Origin of the sequence: Candidatus Poriferisodalis sp. (genome assembly GCF_965221945.1) — a bacterium.
Lineage (GTDB): Bacteria > Actinomycetota > Acidimicrobiia > Acidimicrobiales > Poriferisodalaceae > Poriferisodalis.
The window spans coordinates 2,236,029-2,253,165 of sequence record NZ_OZ244925.1 but is presented as its reverse complement, the minus strand read 5'-3'; the positions used below and the strand labels follow the sequence as shown (position 1 = coordinate 2,253,165).

The window sequence follows — 17,137 nt, the reverse complement described above, 5'->3', positions numbered from 1 at the left end:
TGGGTCTGCGACACCGCTCTCCCGGCTCAGCGTCGCATCAACCGGGCGGCAACGCGCCCGATGACCTCGCCGACGACTGCGCCGGCAATGACATCGCTCGCATAATGCAGGCGCACGTGGATACGCGATGTGGCCACAATGGCGGCCGCCAGCCGGTAGAGCGGCCCCAGACGAGACCTGCGCGACAGCACGGCCGCAGCGCAGAACGCCGCCGAGGCGTGCCCCGAAGGGAAGCTGGACGTGATGGGCTGCCGCAACCGGTGGTTTGTCGGGTTCTCAGCGGCACTGCCAGGTCTGCGGCGGGCGAACACCCGCTTGATGCCCTGATTCACAACCAACGACTCGAGCGCCATCAGCGCGCTGAACCGCAATGCATCGGAGGCTTCCCGGCGTGGTCCCAGGGCTCGAATTGCACCCAGTACATGCCACAGCTGGCTGAACTCGCCGACGTCTGAGGCGCCGTACATGACGCGGTCGACCCACTTGCGACCTCGCAAGACTTCCCACCAGCGGTCGACGGCATCGTCGAAGCGGGCGATCTGCCGGGCTGCCGCGCTGAGAGCATCATGCGGCTCCGCGGCGTCGCCGGCATCTTGGGGCTCCGCCGCCGTCATCAGCCGGATCCCGGGGCAGTGACGGGCGGTGCCGTCGTCGTCGGCAGCAGCGGCGGCAGGATCGGGTCGGTGGCGGGAGCGATCGTGAGCGCCGGCCCGGCGTTTGGATCGGCCGGCGGCGGGATCAGCAGGATCTGACCGACGAAGATCTTGGTCGGATCGGCAATGTTGTTCACGCTCACGAGATCGTTGAGGTGAATGCCGTGCCGGTCCGCGATCTGAATCAACGTGTCGCCGCGCACGACGGTGTAGGGCGTCAGCAGTTCTGGCTCAGTGGTCGCCGTGGCGGGTGTGGCTGGTCCGGGACTCGTCGTGGCGGAGACCTGCGTACGCGGCTCTCCCGGCAGGAGCGTGCAACCGCTGGTCAGACCAGTAGCAGCGAGCGCGATTGCCATCGCCGTCACGCTTCGTCGCCCTGCTGTGAGAACACCACTCGCCCCCCTCACGGTCAGTTGCCGGCACCGACCACTGTCGGCGGGATGACGAGCTGCTCGCCGATCCGCAGCAATGTGTCTTCCTTGCCGTTCTCTTCCATCAGCGCCTGCACCGACACACCGAAGCCGTTGGCGATCTTGCTGAGCGTGTCTCCCGGTTGGACCACGTAGATCCGGCGTTGCGGAGGCGGCGGTGCGATTGTCGTCGTCGTGAGCTGCGGACGCAGTGTCGTGAGCACGGGGAGCGTCGTCGGGATCGGCTCAGCATCGGGCTCGGAGGTGCAACCGGCAGCGAGCACCGCCGCCGCGCACGCAGCTGCCGTCACGGCACGCAACCCCCCCATCGCTCAGCCGGCCCGTACGGCCGAAGTACCCAGCTGCCGGGGCCAGTTGTCCGGTTCAAGCCGGGCGGCGAGGTCTCCGGCCACGAATGGCTGTGGCTCGTCGTCGGCCACGGTCAGCAACTCTGCGCCGCCGGCAGTCACCACCACCGTGTGCTCGAACTGGGCCGTTCGACTGCGGTCCGCGGTCATGGCGGTCCAGCCGTCTGGCCACAGCTGGGCGCGTGGCGTGCCCATCGTGATCATCGGCTCCACGGTGAAAGTCAAGCCTTCAACCAGCTCGGTGCGTGCGCCCGGGTCGTAGTAGTGGGGGATGTTGGGCAGCCGGTGGAAGATCTGCCCGATTCCGTGCCCGACGAACTCGCGCACCACGCCGTACCCCGCAGCTTCGGCATGGGTCGCAATGGCACGGCCGATGTCGCACACCTGGGCTCCGGGCCCTACGGCGGCGATGCCGTGATACATGGCTTCGCGAGTCACCTCCACAAGCCGTCGAGACTCAGTGCCGACATCGCCCACCAAGAACGTCTCGGAGTGATCTCCGTGGACGCCCCCGATGAAGATCGTGACGTCGCAGTTCACGATGTCGCCGTCGCGCAGAGGTCGATCGTCGGGGATTCCGTGGCAGATGATCTCGTTGACCGAGGTGCACAGCGACTTCGGGAAACCGTTGTAGTTGAGCGGGCTCGGGTAACCGCCCTCGGCGATGCAGGTCTCGTGGCACACCTCGTCGAGATGTTCACCGGTGACGCCTGGTGCAACCTCGGCTGCCACGGCCGCCAGCACACGTCGCGCAGCCGAGCCCGCCGATCGCATTGCCTCGATCGTGGCGCTGTCCGAGGACTCGATGGCGTTCGTGGCCGTTGGGGACCTGCCACTTCGCGCATAGGGCGGCGCTTCGATATGTGCAGGCACCGCTCTGCGCGGCGAGACACGGCCGGCGAACACCGGCTCGAATCCTGAGGGTCTCATGCGCGCCGCTGGCACCCGACGCTTGCGCCTGCCCATTGTGGTCACGCTACCCCTGAGCCGGTGGTACTTCGCGAGCGCGCCAGCGACGCTGCGCTCGCCGAACTTGTCGCCTTGCTATTCGACGATCTCGCCGAGCACCTCGTCGTTGTGTTCGCCGAGCTTTGGTGCGCGGCGGTAGATGCCAGGCGGCGTGGCACTCATGCGAATCGGCGGGGCGATCTGCACGATCGGCCGCCCGACCGGCTGGTCGACCGCCACCAGCATGTCGCGAGCGGCCACATGGGGGTCCTCGAACAGGTCGCCGGGGTGATTCACCGGCCCGCAGGGCACTTTGCCGCCGATCGCAGCGAGCACTTCAGCCTTGGTGTGCGACGCGGCCCACTCCGTCAGCGCGCTGATGATTTCCTCTCGATGGTGGAACCTCGCGCGCAGCGTGCGGGTCTCTTCTGCCCAGGCCCACTCGGGCCGCCCGATGGCGACCGCCAGTTCGCGCCAGTGGTTGTCGGTGGGCGCGCCGATGGCAACTGCGCCATCAGTCGTCTCGAAGACATCGAACGGCACGATGTACTGATTGCGGTTCCCGCTGGGCGGCGTGTCGGGCTGGCCCATCACGCTGTAGCGGGTGACGCCGACTTCGCAGAGGGCCATCACCGCATCGACCATCGACACATCCACGAACTGGCCCTCACCGGTCCGCTGTGCATGGAAGAGCGCCGCCAGCACTCCCATGGCGCCGATTGTGCCCGGGTATGTGTCGCCGATGTAGGCACCGACCACGTGGCGGTCATCGGGGCCGCTGCCAGTGGCTGAGACCATGCCCGACATGGCTTGGGCCACAACGTCGTACGCCGGCCAGTCCACGTAGGGGCTCTCACCCGATCGCGGGTCGCCGAAGCCGCGAATCGCGCCGTACACGAGTCGCGGGTTGCGCTCATGGAGCACTTCCCAACCCACGCCGAGTGCATCCATCACCCCGGCCCGCATGTTCTCCACGAGCGCGTCGGCAGTGTCGACGAGTTGCAGGAACTTCTCATGGTCGCTGTCGTCGGTGAGATCGAGCACGACGCCGCGCTTGTTGCGGTTGTAGTTGGCGAACCCGGCGCCGAAGTTCCGCTCGGTGTCCTCACGGGTGAAGGGCGCCATCTTGCGGGCAAGTTCACCCCGCGGCGGCTCCACCTTGATGACATCGGCGCCCAAGTCAGCCAGCATCATCGTCGACCAGGGCCCGGCGAGGGCGTGAGTGCAGTCGATGATGCGCACGCCTTGGAGCGGTCCGGAGTTGCGAGCAGCCATCGGGGCAGCCCGCTCGTGCGCGGTCAGGTGCTCGTTGTCGGGTGGGTCCAGCAGTGCCATGTCGTCGTCCCTGCGGTGCCGCGCTGCGATCAGGCGAAGTTCGGGCGGCGCTTCTCGACGATTGCGGCGTGTCCCTCCCGAACGTCGGACCCCGTGAAGCCCAGCATCTCCAGGGCTGCAGACGTGTCGAAGATCGGCCCCGCCATCCGCATCCAGTTGTTGAGGCTGTACTTGGTCCAACGAATGGCGCTCTGGCTGCCCTTGGCCAGCTTGCGAGCGACCGCGAAGGCCTCGTCGAGCACCGCATCGTCATCTACAACCTTGCTGACGAGGCCCATGGCATCGGCCTCTTCGCCGGTGATGGTGTCGCAGGTCAGCAGGTAGTACTTCGACTTGGCCATTCCGCACAGAATCGGCCACACGATCGCCGCGTGGTCGCCCGCGGCCACGCCGAGCCTGGTGTGCCCGTCCACGATCCGCGCGCTGCGACCGGCAATGGAGATGTCGGCCATGAGTGCCGCCGCGAGGCCGGCTCCGACCGCCACGCCCTCGATCGCCGACACGATGATCTTGGAGCAGTTGATCATGTTGTAGACGATGTCTCGCGCCTCGCGAAGTGCCCGCTGCCGCGTCTCGAAGTCGTCCATGATCTCCTGGATCATGTCCAGGTCGCCGCCGGCGGAGAATGTGCCGCCCGCTCCCCGGATCACCGCCACCCTGGTGTCGGGATCGGTGTCGATCTCCCGCCACACATCGGCTAGCGCCAAGTGCTTCGGCGCGTCGACCGAGTTCAGACGACCCGGCGTGTCGATCACGATCTCGAGCACGCCGTCGTCGTCAGGGCCCGTGATCTGGAGCGCGGAGAAGGGGGTGTAGCGGTCGTTCATGGAGGCTGACGCTAGTTGCCTTCGCCAGCAGTCGCCCGGGCCTGCGGGTCCGGGGCGCTGAGCACTCGGTAGGCCGATTCGATTTCGCCCGCCGGTGCGAAGATCCGCTCCCACGGGTGCAGCAGCCGGTCCCGCCCGTATCGGGGAATCACGTGCACGTGGAAGTGAAACTGCGTCTGGTCTGCTGCGGCACCGTTGTTGTTGAGCAGGTTCACGCCCGCGGGCGCCAGCCGCTCGCGTACCAGGTCCGCCACCCGCCGCACCGCGCGCATTACCTGCGCGGCATCGTCATCAGTGAGATCCCAGACGTCGGTGACGTGCCGGCGGGGAATGACGAGGCAGTGACCGACGGTCATCGGCAGGCGGTCCATGAACGCCACGGCGTGCTCGTCCTCGTAGAAGCGCAACGCCGGGATATCGCCAGCCGCAATCGAACAGAAGGCGCAGCCCGGCATCCGGTCCGCAGCCATTTGATCAGGGGTAGTAGAGCTCACCGAGGGACCGGATCGCAGCCGTCTAGTGGTACCGGAGTTCGACGTGGTCGACGACGTGGTCGTGGCCCTTCGCCAGCACCAGGTCGGCCCGAGCGCGCGTCGGAAGAATGTTCTCGCGCAGGTTCACGAGGTTGATCGAACGCCAGATCGTGCGAGCGACGGCGTCAGCAGCTGACGGCGGCAGCTCGGCAAACTGCGCGAAGTACGCAGACTGCTCACGGAAAACCGTCTTGCGCAGCTGCTGAAAGCGCTCGACGTACCACTCCTCAAGGTCTTCGGCCTCGGCGTCGACGTAGATGGTGAAGTCGAAGAAGTCCGAGACGAACGGCGTGTTCGACGGCGGACCGGTCTGGAGAACGTTCAGACCCTCGACGATGAGGATGTCTGGCTGGTTGATGAGCTGGACCTCATTGGTGACGTCGTACAGGCTGTGCGAGTACACGGGCGCGGCAACATCGGGTTCTCCGCTGGAGATCCGCTGGAGGAAGTCCCGTATCTCGCCACGGCGGTATGACTCCGGGAAGCCCTTGCGCCCAAGAATGCCGCGCGCGGTCAGTTCGGCATTGGGCAACAGGAACCCGTCCGTCGTGACCAGATCCACTTCGGGATGGTCCGGCCACGAGGCCAGGACGGCTTGCAGGATGCGTGCAGTGGTGCTCTTGCCCGCAGACACGCTGCCGCCGATGCCGATGAGGTAGGGCCTCGGCGGCAACACCCTTCCGAAGAAGCCCTCAGTGGTGGCGCGCAGATGGCGCTTGGCAGCGACCCGCAGATTCAGCAGGCGTGACAGCGGCAGGTAGATGTCCCGCACCATGTCGAGCGTCACCGGCTCGACCAGTCCGGCCAGTGCCTCGAGTTCAGCCTCCGTCAGCGACAACGGCGTGGCATCTCGCAGCTTCGCCCACTGCTCGCGGGTGAACCTGCAATGCCGATCATCGAAGCCCGGCTCGAGCGTTGCGCCGTCCGTCACCCGCCTAGCTTGGCGAACTTATGGCATCGGCCGCAACCGGTTGGGATCTGGGACCGTATGCGCCTTGCGGTTTGGCGATGCCCCGGTGCCAGCGCCGAGGCGTCGCGACGGCCGCGCGCGGGTAGTCCTCGAACATCCAGCGTGCAAACTGCCGGCGAGTCCAGCCCGACAGATCGACCGCACCCAATGCCAGCTCGGCCAGCCGTTCGTGGGCCAGCACGCGGCTGAGGGTGCGCGCCAACCCGTGGTCCAGCGTGAACTCGGCCTGCGCGTCGCGCACATAGCGAGCGGTCACGCTGTGTGGGGGTCCGCCGCGAGCGATCGCCGCCGCCGCCATCCGTCCCATCTGAATGGCTTGGCCAATGCCTTCACCTGTCAGCGGGTCGGCGGCCGCGCCAGCATCGCCGCACAGCAACGTGCGCCCTCGCGCCAGCTCCAGATCTCCCAGTCGCGCAGGAATCGGCCACGCTCTTGTCGGCCCGTCGGCCTCGTGGTTCCCGAGCACGCCCGCAATGTGACGACGCTCGGTGAGGCTCGCCCAGATAGCTGCGATCTCACTGCCGGCGAGTGTGCCCGTGCCGTTGGAAGAGTTCGGGCTGCCGGAGCTGCGCGGCACACCGAAGCCGACATTGACACGCCCGTCGCCGAGTGGGAACGACCAGGCGTAACCCGGCAGCAGGTCGGGCTCGAACCACACCCACATGTCGCGAGCCGCATCGCCGCTTGCGGTCAGGTAGCCCCGGAACGCATGCCAGTCGCCCCGGTAGCGGAGCGGGCCGATGCCGAGCGCTTTGCGAACACTCGAATAGACGCCATCCGCGGCTACGACGAACCGGGCCTGTGTGCGACTGCCGTCGCTGAGCCGGATCGAGGCCGTGTTCGCTCGCTCGCCGGAGTCCTCGAAGCCATCGAATGCGATGCCGAGGCGGACATCGGCTCCTGCTGCTGCAGCGAGGTCGACGAGCGCGGCATCGAGTTCGGTGCGGCGGCACACGGCGGCGAACTGTCCGCGCCCGGCAGGCAACGGCAGGCGAATGACACGCCCGCGAGGCGTACGCACGCAAGCGGCATCTACACCCATCCACGAGTCCAGCCGTTCAGGCCGCAGGCCGAGACATTCGAGTTCACGCAGTGCGAGCGCGGTGAGGCCGTCCCCGCAGCACTTGTCACGTCCTGGCGCTGCGCGGTCGACGAGCACCACCTCGAGGCCTGCGCGCCGGGCCCACACGGCAGCGGATGCGCCAGCCGGGCCGGCGCCCACGACCAAGACATCTACGACCGACATCGATTCAGGACTCCTCGAGCTCGCCGGTTTCTGTGTTCCCGCCGTTGTTGCTGGCCTGCTCGTTGACAGAGCCATCGGGGTTGTCTGGGTTGTCTGGTTCGCTCGTATCCACCGGGTCCTCGCCGGGCTCGTCCTCGCCGTCGGTGCCGTCGCCGGGCCGGGTCTGGTCGTCCTCGCCGTCGGTGCCCTCGCCGACGTCGCCCGACTCGTCGGGTGGGACCAGTGTGCTCAGATCGACGCCGAGGCAGGGATCGTCGGGATAGCGCGGCAGTTCTGAGTCGCGTTCTCCGGGCCGTTCTTCGCACTCGACCGACGGGCACTCCACGATGGATCCATCAGCACGCTCGCTGCCGTCATCGACCATTTCGAGCTCGCTATCGCCGGGCGCCGCCTCAGCGCCGTCCGGCGTCTCTGCGCCTTCGGGGGACTCGGGGGGCACCAGCAACGGGTCCACGCACTGGCGCGGAACCGAACGTGTGCCGTCGCAGTCGCGGCCTTCCTCGGGCCGGTAGCGAGCATTGAAGGTGTCCTTGTCTACGGTGCCGTCTGAGAACACTCGCGTTCGATCCGTGCGGACCCGGCGGCAGAAGTCCTGCATGTCCTCTTCGGGCTCGCCGATCTTCACCTGGACGTTGCGGGTGGAATAGAGCTCGACGGTGATGGAAGTGTCGGTGTAGGTCGGCCACACCAGCACGCCGTACGGGGTGGGATTGGTGAACTTCAGATCGGGCTTCGGGTACGAGATCGTGGGGTCCAACCCGAACGGGTAGCGGCTGAGGTACAGCGAGTGCGTCTGGTACTCGTCGATGCCCATGCCCGCCAGGATCAGGGAGTTGAAGATCGTGGTGGCGAACTGCGACACCCCGCCGCCGATGTCGTCGACGAGAACGCCCTTGTCGATGAAGCCGCCCTCCACGAAGCCCTTTTCGGTGGTTCGTCTGCCGACGTGACCGTTGAGCGACAGGCTCTGGCCGGGTTCGACCACCACGGCGCGCATCAACTCGGCGAAGCGGTGGATGTTGTCGACACGTGACTGGCAGCAGGCATGCCTCGTGGTGAACGTGGCGACCAACTCGACGATGCCGAGGGATTCTAGGTATGCCTGCTCCTCGCGGCTCACCGCAGGGCGCGTCGGCAGTGCAAGCGGACCCTCGATGCGTCCGATGATCGCCTGTTCGATCAGGGGTCCCACTTCGTCGGCACAGCAGGCGACGCTGCCATCACTCGCCACCACCCTCGGCACGCCGTCGACGACGGTCATGGCGGCAGCAGTGAAGGGTGCCGACGCTGCGGCGAACGCCTCTTCGAGGTACGCCCCGACCGCAGTGTCGTCGAAGGTGATCACCGGTGGCGCCGCGTTCGGGTCCAGATTGAGCCAGCCGGCGACCGTCTCTCTGGTGAGTTCGTGGGTCACCTCGCCGTAAGCCACGACGAGACTGCGTCCGTAGTTCTCATGGGCGGCGTTGACGGCCTGCTGCAGCTCAGGTGTAGAGGCGAGCGGTTCGCTCTGTGTCAGCTCGGCAGCGATCTCGATCCGGCTGAACGAGCGGGCTATGCCCTCGAGGACCTGGTCGACGATTGCATCCGCATCCACGACCTGACCGGGCTGGCCGAGGTCGACGGCCAGCGTGTTGTTGACGACGGTGACAGCTGGGGGAGTGGCGGTCACGCCAAGATCGGTGGCGTTGGCCAGCGTGGATCGTGACTTTGACCGGTCGACGCGGAAGCGGCGCTCGCTGAACTGCGGGTCAGTGGACATCGCGGTCCACGGCTCTTCTGCCGATCCAGCGACGTCAACCGAACCGGTTCGCAGTTCCCGGACTGCGTCGTAGGTGGCGTCGATCTCCAGCGTGATGCCGAGGTCGGCCACCGTCAGGGCCACCTCGCCGGTGTCGGTGCGCACCACGACCGGTGTGGCGGCCAACTCGGTTGCGAGCATGGCAATGCGAAGTCGCAGCGCATCGGAGCTCACGTCCGATGGCGTGCCTTCGGCCGTCGTCGGAGCCACCACCACGGCGGCGGTTGCGGTAGATGCATCAGTTGCGACGGGGGCAGTCGGATCGGGCGCATCCGCCGAGTTACTGACGGCAAGCGCGGCCGTTCCAAGGATCGACGCAACCAGGATTGCGGACGCAGTGATAATCGACCAGCGGGGGGCCCACGTCGGCCAGTGCACGACCGATGAGCGTACGTGTCAACTGCCGCTGCCAAGCGTCAAGCTCGAACACTGCCCGCGGCGAGTCGACAGTCGCCGCCTGCAGCGTTCCAACTCTGCGGAATGCACGGCGGGCGTGCGATACTCCGAGCCCTCGGCACTGCAGGGACGGCTGCGCAACGGTGCCGTTTGCGTCTGCAGCCACACTCAGGGAAGGAACTCACAACGTCATGAGCAAGCTGTGCGAAGGTCGGGTCGTCATCGTGACCGGGGGTGCCCGGGGCATCGGGCGGGAGCACTGCCTCATGCTTGCCGAGCATGGGGCAAGGGTGGTTTGCAACGACCTCGGCGGTGCCCGAGACGGCACCGGTGCCGACATGAGCCCCGCCGATGAAGTGGTCGCCGAGATCGAGGCGATGGGCGGAGAGGCCGTTGCCAACGGCGACGATGTATCGGACTGGGAAGGCTCTCAGCGGCTCGTGAACCAGGCCATCGAGACATTCGGCGACCTGCACGGCGTGGTGAACAACGCCGGCATCTTGCGTGACCGCATGCTGGTGAACATGACCGAGGCCGAGTGGGATGCGGTGATCAAGGTTCACCTCAAAGGCACATTCGCACCTGCACGCTGGGCCAGTTCCTACTGGCGAGAGAAGTCGAAGGCAGGCGAGCAGGTCAACGCGTCGATCGTGAATACGACATCGGTCTCGGGCCTCTACGGCAATCCGGGCCAGACCAACTACGGCGCCGCCAAGATGGGCATCGCGGCGTTCACGATCATCGCTGCGCGTGAATTGGCGCGTTACGGCGTTCGGGTCAACGCTGTGGCACCGGGTGCGCTCACGCGCATGACCGAAGACTTGGACATGGGCGAAGCCTCCGAGGAGGACCAGGCGATGATGCACCCGCGCTACATCGCACCGATCGTGACGTGGCTGTGTTCAGCCGAAGCGGCCGGTGTCACCGGTCGAGTCTTCGAGGCTTCCGGCCGGCTGCTGGCAGTCGCCGAGGGCTGGGAGCGGGGTCCGACCATCGATGCCATCGACGACCCAACCAAGATCGGTGACGCAGCCCGGCAGCTCGTGCGCGATGCTCGCCTCAACAGCGGGATGAGCGGGCAGCCTGCCGACGGCGGCGTGGCCGACTGAGCCACCGGCTTTCGCGGCTGCCGCTGGCCACAAGACTCATCCCAAACTCTTCGAATCAGACTCTTCAGATCGAACTTCTCGGAAAGGACATCGAACATGGGACTCAATCCGGATGCAGTCGGCGCCACCGGTACGCCGACCAAGCGGTCGTGGACCTTCCGCGACTCGCTGATCTACGCCGTCGGCATCGGTGCAGGCGCGCAGGATCCCTTCGGATCCGAGCTGGAATTCACCACCCACAACTCCAAGGACATCACTCACAAGGCGTTCCCGACTCAGGGCGTCGTCATCGGCTTCGGCGCCGGCGGCGCCATGGCCAACGCTGGTGACCTCGATTGGGGCAAGTTGCTGCACGGCAGTCAGGGGATCAGCGTGCACCAGCCAATCCCGACCGAGGGATCGGTCGAGATCACCGATCGCATCGCCGGGATGTGGGACAAGGGCGAGGGCCGCAACGCGATCATCGACACCGAGGCCAGTGCGGTCAACCCTGACACCGGCGACGTCATCTTCGAGTTGCGCTCTTCTGTCGTGATCCGCGGCTCGGGCGGCTTCGGCGGCGAGCCGGGCAGCACGGCGCCGCTGGTCAGCGCACCCGATCGCGACGCCGACTTTGCGATCGACTACCAGACGCGCTCCGATCAGGCGCTCACCTATCGACTCAGCGGCGACTACAACCCGCTGCACAGCGACCCCTGGTTCGCCACCGAGCTCGCGGGCTTTCCCAAGCCGATCCTGCACGGACTGTGTACCTACGGCTTCACCGGTCGAGCGCTGTTGCACACCTTGTGCGACGGTGACCCGGCCCGCTTCCGTTCAATGGATTCCCGGTTCTCTGCGCCGGTGTTCCCGGGTGACGAGTTGACCATTCAGGTGTGGGACGACGGCGAGGGCCGCGCGATCTATCGCACGATCTCGGGGCGCGGCACGGACTCCGAGCGGGTCGTCATCGACAACGGTCTGTGCACCTACGTCTGAGAGACGCGTCACCGCCCCTGGGGCGGCACAACTAGAACAGCTTGAGAGCGTCGCTGGTGATGCCGCGAAGCTCGTCATAGTCGAGCACGACACAGCGGATGCCCCGGTCGGCCGCGAGCACCCGGGCCTGAGGCTTGATCTCCTGTGCGGCGAAGACGCCGTTCACGGGCGCCAAGCGAGCATCCCGGTTCAGGTACTCGAGATACCGGCACAGTTGCTCCACGCCGTCAATCTCGCCCCGGCGCTTGATCTCGACAGCCACGGTGCCGCCGTCCGCACCGCGACACAGCAGGTCCACCGGACCGATGTCGGTCGGGTATTCGCGGCGCACCAGCATCGTGCCTTCGGCCAGGGTCTCGGGATGCGCGGCCACCAGCTCCTGCAGGTGGGCTTCGACGCCGTCCCGCTCGAGGCCAGGATCGATGCCCAATTCATGTGTGGTGTCGCTGAACACCTCGGCGAGGTGGATTTCGAGGCGCTCGCCCCGGTCGTTCGTGACACGCCACAGATCGGGCTCGCAGACGAGCCGGTTGGGCGCGTTCATCCAGTTGAGCGGCTTGTAGGCACCCCCGTCGGCATGAATTGCCACGCAGCCGTCGGCCTTCACCATGATCAGTCGCACGGCGGAGGGCAGGTGCGCGTCGAGCCGGCCCGTGTAGTCGACCGTGCAGCGTGCGATGACCAGCCGCAATGAACTAGGCGGCTGCGGTCAGCTCGTAGACCGACGTGAGCTTCGGCTCACCGCCGTCATCGAGCACACGGGCTCGGCCGCTCTCGGTGAGATGGAGCAAGTGCGCATACACCGAGCTTGCGGCGGGATACCACAGCCGCTTGTCGTAGGCCTCGTACATCTTCGGCACGAAGTCCGCGATGCGGCACGGGCCCTGACGCAGGTATTCGATGATCTGGCGTTCCCTGTCGCTGCGGTGAGCAATGAACGACCGCACGTACGCCGTCGGCTCAGGAATGGGCGGCCCGTGGGTAGGCCAGTACCGCTCATGGTCGAACTCGAGCAGCTTCGCCAGCGAGTCCAGGTAATCCTGCATCGATCCGTCGGGTGGCCCCACCACGCTCGTCGCCCAACCCATCACGTGGTCGCCTGAGAACAGTGAGTTTTCCTCCAGCAGCTCGTAGCACAGGTGGTTCGAGCAATGTCCAGGCGTGTGCACGGCGCGCAGCGTCCAGCCGTCGCCGGCAACGATGTCGCCATCGACCAGGGCCACATCGGGCACGAAGTCGGTGTCGGCACCTTCCCGCTTGAGTTCGTCGGGCAGCTCGTCGAACTCGGCCTGGTACTTCTCCTGTTCCTCGGCGCTGATGTAGTCGGAGAAGTCGACGCGGTCGTCGGGATCGAGCTTCCACACGCTCGCGTGCGGTCCGTAGCCATAGCTCAGCGCTCCCGTGTTGGCGACCAGATCGCGAGTGAGGGGCGAGTGATCGCTGTGGGTGTGCGTCACCAGCGAAGCGCCCACCGTCTCGCCAGACTCAAGTGCCCCCAGGATGTCGTCGAGGTGGCTTGCCAGCGGCGGACCGGCGTCGATGACCGCCACCTCGCCGCGGCCGACGATGTACGTGCCGGTGCCGCGATAGGTGAACGGCGTTGGGTTCTTGCAGATGACGCGGCGGATCAGCGGGGTTACCTGATCACAGGCGCCGTAGTCGAATTCGCCGAGATCCCGGTAGTGCTCGATGGTCACCGGCATCGGCCACTTCTCCTGTGGTGATTGGCCCACGTGCCGCGCGGGTTTCGGGCGAGCGGGGTAAGTCCCGGTCCCCAATGGCAAGGGTAGGCGCGCCAGCCGGTCGACTTGCTGGCGTCGCGCCCCTGGCTGCGAGCGTGCCGCGGCGAACATGGTTCGAAGTCGTCCCTTTCGGCCTAGCATCACATCACGGCCTGGCCGGGCAGCCGCCATGAGGGGGAAGCGGCTGCCCGGCCCGCTTCGTTTCCGGCCACGCTGCGTCGCTGAGATCGACGTGGTACGTACCGCGGTGTTGCCGCGCGAGGCTGTGCGGTGCGTTGCGCGCCCACCGGGGGCGCGCGTGGGAGGCAAAATGTCAGGGCAGACAGATGCGAGCGGCGCTTACTTCGTCGGCACCAAGCCGTCAGACCGGTTCCCGATCTGGACGCGCGCAAACGTCGGTGAGGTCTTTCCCGACCCGGTGAAGATGAGCACATTCGACTTCGCCTTCCAGAACGACGAGGGCATCCGCATGTCCGAGCTGGCGTTCCGGGATGCCTACGTGCAAATGGGTGCGTTCACCTACGACGAGTTCGATCCCGACGAGTGCGTGTTTCTCGGCGTGTTCGGCGGCTACACGTACCTGAACGCTGCAGTCGGGCGCATCTTCGGTGCCCGAGCACCCGGCATCGATGTCGAGACGGTTGACCGGAACTTCTTCGGCGAACAGCCTGGGATTCCGCCGTACGAGTCGCACCCCGACGATGCCAGCCCTGAAGCCGAACAGCGCATCGGCGAGACGTTCCTGTTCCTGTTCACAGCACCAGCGCTGCCGGAGGTTCACGAGGACGAACGAAACATTGCCGAGATCCGCGCGCAAAGGCCTGACTTCGCGCAGATGGGCAACCACCAGATCGCTGACTGGATGATGCACTTCCTCGAGTCGGGCTACGTGGACGGCGCCGGGTTCCGTGAGCTGTTCGCGCGCCACCTGAAGGTGTCGTTCCTCGCAGCTGTGCCGCTGGGCGCGCTCGAGCAGGTGTGCATTGCACTGGGTCGCCCCGAAGACACGCTCAAGCTGGTGGCCGGGTACGGCGACGTGGCCTCAGCAGCGCCGTCGGATGCGATGTGGCAGCTCGGCCGGCAGGTCGCAGCGTCGACCACGCTCGGCGAGTTGTTCGACAGCGGCCCAGCCGGATTAGCCGAGCGCCTCAGCGCGGCCGCGGCCGAAGATGCCGGCGGAGACGCAGCAGCATTCAGCGAGGCCTTCGCACAGTTCCTGTACGACTTCGGCTCGCGAGGTCCCAACGAGTGGGAGATCAGCTGCCCGTCGTGGGAGACCGATCCCGACATCGCACTCGCCGCGATCGATCGCATGCGTCTCGCTCCAGCGGACGTAGACCCGGGACGGCGTCGCGCCGAGCTTGCGGCACAGCGCGAGGCCTTGGGCGCAGAGATCTCAGCGGTACTCGCCGGTGACCCGGACACGCAGATGCAGTTCGACCTGGCTCGGGGAGCTGCAGCGGTGTACCTGCCCGGGCGTGAGCGCACCAAGACCAACTGCGTGCGCTACGTCAACGAGACCCGCATTGGTTCGCGTGTGCTGGGACGGAGGTTGGTCGAGAGCGGGCTCTTTGCGTCCGAAACCGACTTCGCCATGCTCCGCTTCAGCGAGATGCACGAGATGATGGACGACCCGGCCGATTGGTCCGACGTCATCGCCCAGCGCCAAGCGGTCTGGGATGACGCAAATGCACGACAGGAGCCCTTCGTCATCGTCGGTGACCCGCCGCCGATGTCGCAGTGGCCGCTCCGGGGTGCGAACGAATTGCCCCAGCTCACAGCGGGGGAGGTGCTGGCAGGGCTGCCCGGCTGCCCAGGCATCGCCCGGGGCCGGGCTCGCGTGGTGCTCGACAGCAGCGACCCGACGGCGCTGGGATCCGGCGATGTGCTCGTGGCGCCGCTCACCGACCCGTCGTGGACTCCGCTATTCGTGAGCGCGAGCGCTGTCGTCGTGGACGTCGGCGCGGCGCTCAGCCATTCGGTCATCGTGAGCCGCGAGCTGGGTCTGCCGTGCGTCATCTCCGCGACCGGAGCGACGGGACGCATCCCCGATGGCGCGCTCGTCGAAGTGAACGGCGACACTGGCGTGATCACTGTGCTGGAGGCGTGACGCCAAACGTCACTGTGCTCGAGGCGTGACGCAGGGCGAGAGCCTTCAGCGTGACGGCCAGTCGGGCAGGCGTCGCTCGGTGAGTGCTTGGACACCCTCGAGGTAGTCGGGGCTGGGGATCATTTCGTCGAGCAGTCGATCCGACTCCGAGACGGCGGTGCCCACGTCCCGGTGTTGGTCCAGATAGATCTGCCGCTTCGTCGTGGCGAGTGAGCTGGGCGCTACCCGAGCCGCCATGTCGTGCGCGTACGCGTAGACGTGGTCCATGAGCTGGGGGCCCTCGAGAATCTCGTTGAACAGACCCCAGCCTTCAGTCTCCGATGCCAGGAACTTGCGGCTCGACAGCAGCAGGTCGTTGGATCGCGTGATGCCGACCAGGCGGGGGAGCACCCATGACAGGCCGTACTCGGCGGGCAGTCCGAGCGGGCCGTGCGCGGTGGTCAGTTTGGCGTCCGCGGCAGCGAAGCGCAGGTCGCAATAGCAGGCCAGCACGAGCCCGGCGCCCGCCGCAGCGCCGTTCACGGCTGCGATGGTCACGGTCTCCAGCGCCATCATGAACGCAAAGTTCTGGTCGAACTGCGGCGCCACGCCATAGCCCGGCATTGCCAGGTCAGGGGCCGTGCCCGGGTCGTAGCCGCCCTTTTCGCCATGACCTTCCAACGCTTGGGTGTCGGCGCCCACGCAGAAGTCGCGACCCTCGCCGGTGATCACGATGACCCGGACCTGCGTGTCTTGTTCCGCTTGTTCCAGCACCCAGCGCAACTCGGTGTGCATCCGCCCGGTCCACGCGTTTCGGCGGTTCGGTCGTGACAGCGTCAACGTCGCGACGGGACCGTCGATGGCGTACTTCGTTGCCTTCAGTTCCACGGATCCCTCCTTGGCTGCGGGCCAGCCGGCGATCTCAGGCTTCGCCTTCGATCACCTTTCTCAACGCCTCGAGGGCGTCTGTTGCGTACTCGGGGCGGCAGATGAGCAGATCCGGCAGCCAAGGGTCGGCGAAGTTGTACGCCAGCTCCGAACCGTCGCACCGGCTGGCGTGCAGGCCGGCTGCTCGCGCCACCCCAACCGGGGCGCAGTTGTCCCACTCGAACTGTCCACCCGAATGGGCATAGATATCGGCCATGCCAAGCACGACTGCCATGGCTTTAGCGCCCGCCGAGCCGAGCGTCATCAATTCGGCGTCGAGGGCTTGGGCCACGATGATTGCTGCCGCCGGCGGGCGCGATCTGCTGACGACCATGCGCGGGCGGCCGTTGTGGGGCTCCGGCAACGCCGGCTCCGGTTCAGTGCACAGCGTCTGGCCGACCGCGGGCAGTGCCACCGCGGCTGCGGTCGGCACGCCGTTCTCGACCAAGGCAATATGAACAGCCCAGTCAGTACGCCCCGGTTCGGAGAATTCGCGGGTGCCATCCAGCGGGTCCACGATCCAGACTCGATCTGCGGTAAGTCGCGCCAGGTCGTCGCGTCCTTCTTCGGACAGGATCGCATCACCCGGCCGCGCTTGGGACAAGAGCTTCACGATGAGCCGGTGGGCCTCGTTATCGCCGGTGTCGCGGACCTCCCAGGTTCCGGCTCCCGATGAGAAGAGCCGCTCACGGATCTCCACCAGCAGGGTCCCGGTCTCGGTGGCCACGCTCGCGGCAAGGGTGTGGTCGGCTGACTGGGCCATCGGCCAAGTGTGCCCCCTCGATGCCCCGCCACCACGTGAGACGCC

17 protein-coding genes are annotated in these 17,137 nt (G+C 66.7%); 3 read left to right on the top strand and 14 right to left on the bottom strand.

The features are described 5' to 3' along the window. Nucleotides 1-26: 26 nt before the first annotated feature. The 10 genes from ACOQPH_RS10430 to ACOQPH_RS10385 all read right to left on the bottom strand — a co-directional run bounded on the left by ACOQPH_RS10430 (nt 27) and on the right by ACOQPH_RS10385 (nt 9,466). Entirely contained in the window at nt 27-614 is a 588-nt protein-coding gene (locus ACOQPH_RS10430) for a phosphatase PAP2 family protein (RefSeq protein ID WP_420621331.1), read from the bottom strand. After that, nucleotides 614-1,009, bottom strand: coding sequence for a LysM peptidoglycan-binding domain-containing protein (locus tag ACOQPH_RS10425; protein WP_420621330.1), 396 nt, complete (start codon nt 1,007-1,009; stop codon nt 614-616). Before ACOQPH_RS10425 ends, ACOQPH_RS10430 begins: the two co-directional genes overlap by 1 nt. Before the next feature lie 53 nt (nt 1,010-1,062). Beyond that, the gene (locus ACOQPH_RS10420; RefSeq protein ID WP_420621329.1) at nt 1,063-1,374 is read right to left on the bottom strand and encodes a LysM peptidoglycan-binding domain-containing protein; all 312 of its coding nucleotides are present in this window, start codon (nt 1,372-1,374) and stop codon (nt 1,063-1,065) included. A gap of 21 nt (nt 1,375-1,395) precedes the next feature. Next, on the bottom strand, nt 1,396-2,397 hold the full coding sequence (gene map / locus ACOQPH_RS10415; RefSeq protein WP_420621328.1) for a type I methionyl aminopeptidase: 1,002 nt from the start codon (nt 2,395-2,397) through the stop codon (nt 1,396-1,398). Nucleotides 2,398-2,475: 78 nt separating this feature from the next. Then, complete coding sequence (locus ACOQPH_RS10410; RefSeq protein WP_420621327.1) at nt 2,476-3,714, bottom strand: CaiB/BaiF CoA transferase family protein; 1,239 nt, start codon at nt 3,712-3,714, stop codon at nt 2,476-2,478. Between the two features lie 29 nt (nt 3,715-3,743). Further along, a complete protein-coding gene (locus ACOQPH_RS10405; RefSeq protein ID WP_420621326.1) occupies nt 3,744-4,541 on the bottom strand; it encodes an enoyl-CoA hydratase/isomerase family protein in 798 nt (265 codons plus the stop codon). An 11-nt stretch (nt 4,542-4,552) separates the two neighbouring features. After that, nucleotides 4,553-5,011, bottom strand: coding sequence for an HIT family protein (locus ACOQPH_RS10400; RefSeq protein ID WP_420621325.1), 459 nt, complete (start codon nt 5,009-5,011; stop codon nt 4,553-4,555). A 46-nt stretch (nt 5,012-5,057) separates the two neighbouring features. Further along, nucleotides 5,058-6,005, bottom strand: a complete 948-nt coding sequence (gene coaA, locus ACOQPH_RS10395) for a type I pantothenate kinase (RefSeq protein WP_420621324.1) — start codon at nt 6,003-6,005, stop codon at nt 5,058-5,060. Nucleotides 6,006-6,009: 4 nt separating this feature from the next. Next, nucleotides 6,010-7,290 (bottom strand): geranylgeranyl reductase family protein, encoded by a 1,281-nt coding sequence (locus ACOQPH_RS10390; protein WP_420621323.1) that lies wholly within the window; start codon nt 7,288-7,290, stop codon nt 6,010-6,012. A gap of 4 nt (nt 7,291-7,294) precedes the next feature. Then, nucleotides 7,295-9,466, bottom strand: a complete 2,172-nt coding sequence (locus tag ACOQPH_RS10385) for a VanW family protein (RefSeq protein ID WP_420621322.1) — start codon at nt 9,464-9,466, stop codon at nt 7,295-7,297. A 209-nt stretch (nt 9,467-9,675) separates the two neighbouring features. On the opposite strand from ACOQPH_RS10385, the gene ACOQPH_RS10380 reads away from it, so the two are divergent. Together ACOQPH_RS10380 and ACOQPH_RS10375 are read left to right on the top strand one after the other, a co-directional pair. Beyond that, nucleotides 9,676-10,593, top strand: coding sequence for an SDR family oxidoreductase (locus tag ACOQPH_RS10380; RefSeq protein ID WP_420621321.1), 918 nt, complete (start codon nt 9,676-9,678; stop codon nt 10,591-10,593). A gap of 96 nt (nt 10,594-10,689) precedes the next feature. Then, nucleotides 10,690-11,571, top strand: a complete 882-nt coding sequence (locus ACOQPH_RS10375; protein ID WP_420621320.1) for a MaoC/PaaZ C-terminal domain-containing protein — start codon at nt 10,690-10,692, stop codon at nt 11,569-11,571. 31 nt (nt 11,572-11,602) lie between these two features. Here ACOQPH_RS10375 and nucS read toward each other — a convergent pair whose 3' ends face one another. Both nucS and ACOQPH_RS10365 read right to left on the bottom strand, forming a co-directional pair. Further along, nucleotides 11,603-12,262, bottom strand: a complete 660-nt coding sequence (nucS, locus tag ACOQPH_RS10370) for an endonuclease NucS (protein ID WP_420621319.1) — start codon at nt 12,260-12,262, stop codon at nt 11,603-11,605. A 4-nt stretch (nt 12,263-12,266) separates the two neighbouring features. Further along, entirely contained in the window at nt 12,267-13,274 is a 1,008-nt protein-coding gene (locus ACOQPH_RS10365) for an MBL fold metallo-hydrolase (protein WP_420621318.1), read from the bottom strand. A gap of 349 nt (nt 13,275-13,623) precedes the next feature. Between ACOQPH_RS10365 and ACOQPH_RS10360 the strand changes: the two genes are divergently transcribed. Further along, nucleotides 13,624-15,423, top strand: coding sequence for a PEP-utilizing enzyme (locus tag ACOQPH_RS10360; protein WP_420621317.1), 1,800 nt, complete (start codon nt 13,624-13,626; stop codon nt 15,421-15,423). Nucleotides 15,424-15,468: 45 nt separating this feature from the next. Here the strand turns inward: ACOQPH_RS10360 and ACOQPH_RS10355 are convergent, their stop codons facing one another. Both ACOQPH_RS10355 and ACOQPH_RS10350 read right to left on the bottom strand, forming a co-directional pair. Next, entirely contained in the window at nt 15,469-16,290 is an 822-nt protein-coding gene (locus tag ACOQPH_RS10355; RefSeq protein ID WP_420621316.1) for an enoyl-CoA hydratase-related protein, read from the bottom strand. 34 nt (nt 16,291-16,324) lie between these two features. Beyond that, a complete protein-coding gene (locus ACOQPH_RS10350) occupies nt 16,325-17,092 on the bottom strand; it encodes a 3'(2'),5'-bisphosphate nucleotidase CysQ (protein WP_420621315.1) in 768 nt (255 codons plus the stop codon). Nucleotides 17,093-17,137: the final 45 nt, after the last annotated feature.

Coding starts and splice junctions, on each gene's coding strand:
- ACOQPH_RS10430 (WP_420621331.1), bottom strand. CDS start 614: ATGACGGCGGCGGAGCCCCAAGATGCCGGCGACGCCGCGGAGCCGCAT.
- ACOQPH_RS10425 (WP_420621330.1), bottom strand. CDS start 1,009: ATGGCAATCGCGCTCGCTGCTACTGGTCTGACCAGCGGTTGCACGCTC.
- map (WP_420621328.1), bottom strand. CDS start 2,397: ATGGGCAGGCGCAAGCGTCGGGTGCCAGCGGCGCGCATGAGACCCTCA.
- ACOQPH_RS10410 (WP_420621327.1), bottom strand. CDS start 3,714: ATGGCACTGCTGGACCCACCCGACAACGAGCACCTGACCGCGCACGAG.
- ACOQPH_RS10405 (WP_420621326.1), bottom strand. CDS start 4,541: ATGAACGACCGCTACACCCCCTTCTCCGCGCTCCAGATCACGGGCCCT.
- ACOQPH_RS10400 (WP_420621325.1), bottom strand. CDS start 5,011: ATGGCTGCGGACCGGATGCCGGGCTGCGCCTTCTGTTCGATTGCGGCT.
- ACOQPH_RS10390 (WP_420621323.1), bottom strand. CDS start 7,290: ATGTCGGTCGTAGATGTCTTGGTCGTGGGCGCCGGCCCGGCTGGCGCA.
- ACOQPH_RS10380 (WP_420621321.1), top strand. CDS start 9,676: ATGAGCAAGCTGTGCGAAGGTCGGGTCGTCATCGTGACCGGGGGTGCC.
- ACOQPH_RS10375 (WP_420621320.1), top strand. CDS start 10,690: ATGGGACTCAATCCGGATGCAGTCGGCGCCACCGGTACGCCGACCAAG.
- ACOQPH_RS10365 (WP_420621318.1), bottom strand. CDS start 13,274: ATGCCGGTGACCATCGAGCACTACCGGGATCTCGGCGAATTCGACTAC.
- ACOQPH_RS10360 (WP_420621317.1), top strand. CDS start 13,624: ATGTCAGGGCAGACAGATGCGAGCGGCGCTTACTTCGTCGGCACCAAG.
- ACOQPH_RS10350 (WP_420621315.1), bottom strand. CDS start 17,092: ATGGCCCAGTCAGCCGACCACACCCTTGCCGCGAGCGTGGCCACCGAG.